This window comes from bacterium (assembly GCA_024224155.1).
Classification (GTDB): domain Bacteria; phylum Acidobacteriota; class Thermoanaerobaculia; order Multivoradales; family JAHEKO01; genus CALZIK01.
In genome coordinates, this window is the sequence record JAAENP010000176.1 from 1 (window position 1) to 1,514 (window position 1,514).

3 protein-coding genes are annotated in these 1,514 nt (G+C 64.3%); 1 reads left to right on the forward strand and 2 read right to left on the reverse strand.

Annotated features, from left to right (window positions below; translation table 11 throughout):
- The first annotated feature begins 272 nt into the window (after nucleotides 1-272).
- Entirely contained in the window at nucleotides 273-797 is a 525-nt protein-coding gene (locus GY769_10160) for a hypothetical protein (GenBank protein ID MCP4202285.1), read from the forward strand.
- 217 nt (nucleotides 798-1,014) lie between these two features.
- On the opposite strand, the gene GY769_10165 is transcribed toward GY769_10160, so the two are convergent.
- Both GY769_10165 and GY769_10170 read right to left on the reverse strand, forming a co-directional pair.
- The gene (locus tag GY769_10165) at nucleotides 1,015-1,254 is read right to left on the reverse strand and encodes an IS6 family transposase (protein MCP4202286.1); all 240 of its coding nucleotides are present in this window, start codon (nucleotides 1,252-1,254) and stop codon (nucleotides 1,015-1,017) included.
- Nucleotides 1,163-1,405: a DDE-type integrase/transposase/recombinase gene (locus GY769_10170; protein ID MCP4202287.1), complete on the reverse strand. Its 243-nt coding sequence runs from the start codon at nucleotides 1,403-1,405 to the stop codon at nucleotides 1,163-1,165. The genes GY769_10165 and GY769_10170 overlap by 92 nt, the downstream gene beginning before the upstream one ends.
- Between the last annotated feature and the right edge of the window lie 109 nt (nucleotides 1,406-1,514).

Sequence of the window (1,514 nt, forward strand, 5' to 3'; positions counted from 1 at the left end):
CGCCGGCCGGTGGTGGGCCATCGGCCCCGTCGTCACCGGGCGGCGGTTCAGCACAGGCAGAAACGAACAACGCGACTGCCGCGGCAACGAACAACGGCTTCGGGATCCTCGAGATCATGCACCTCCCTGCCGGTCATGGTACCAGGTCCGGACGCCCGCTGTGCTAGGGTTCTTTGGCTCGCCGGCGCGCCGGAGAAGCTCGCGGATCGAGCCCTCGAGGCATGCAAGGCCCGCCGCAACCCCTGGTGCGGAAGGAGGCACCGAAAACGAGTGTGAACGCAGAGATACCTCAGGCTCCGAGAGAGCGAACCTTTCGGATCAGTCGCGAAACGATTCGCCTGCGGCATCGCAATACGATCGTTGGCTTCGCCTTTGCCGGCGCGCTCTTCTGGATCGTTTGGAGGTTTCGAGAGGCCGCGACCGAGCCCTACCGAGCGATGCTCCTTGGTCTCGTCCTGCTCTCTTTGGTCCTCTTCGGTGTGGTCCACCTCGTAGGCTATGTGCAGTACCTGAGAAGGAGTCGAACTCATCGGGTGGAAGTTGAAGAGGACTGCCTCTACTTCACGACCGAAGGCAAGCGGACGCGCCTCGATCTTCGGGACGTGCTCCTGATCGAGCGACAGAACCGCCTGGGCGAGATGGTCTCGTTGATGCTGAGACTGAGAAACCAGCGCCACGTTCGCCTCGAGGGCTATGAGGACCAGGAGCGGCTCATGGATCTCGTGGCGCAGCGATTCGATGCCCGTCCTGTCCGAAAGCGCCGGGTCTTGGAGGAGGAGAGTGAGACGGGAGCGTGACGCAGTCGAGGGCCCGGTAGGACGAACGGCGGACAGGTCGCCTCGCCGAGGCGGGACCACTGGTGCAGCTTGGCGCTCAAGGGCGCAGCTCGGCGCAGTTGGATGCTGTCGGCGAGGTGTTGGGCTGCACGCCCGCCGATCGGTCGGGAAGGCACTGTCAACTTGGCGTCCGTCGAGCGAGGCTTGGCCCGAATCGGCGGCCGCTGTCCGCATTCACTCAGGCGCACGTCACCTGTCGCCACGCGTGGAAGGAGCGATCTCGGAGCAATCGGTGGTTGGCTGAGCTCACGAGGTGCCGTCCAACCCGGAACAGGTTCTGGATGACCCCGTGTACCGAGAGGAATCGCTGCGCTTGACCCGCCGACTTAAACCTGCGCATCTGTCGTTCTTGCTGTCGCGTCGGCTGATGCGAGACCTCGGCTCGGTTGTTCGCGTACCGGCTCGTGTCGTGGACCACCGAAGGCATGGCGCTTCGCCGCAAGCCGATTGCGACGAGACTGGACGAGGATGTCGATCACGCCGCCGTCCTGGTCGACGGCGCGCCAGAGGTACTGACGCCGGCCTTGGATGTTGACGAAGAGCTCATCCAGGTGCCACGTGTCGCCCAATCGCCCTTCTCGCCGCTTCAGCGTGCGGGCGTACTCAGTGCCGAACTTCCAGCACCACTGGCGGATGGTCTCGTAGGAGACGGTGATTCCACGCTCCGCCAAGAGGTCC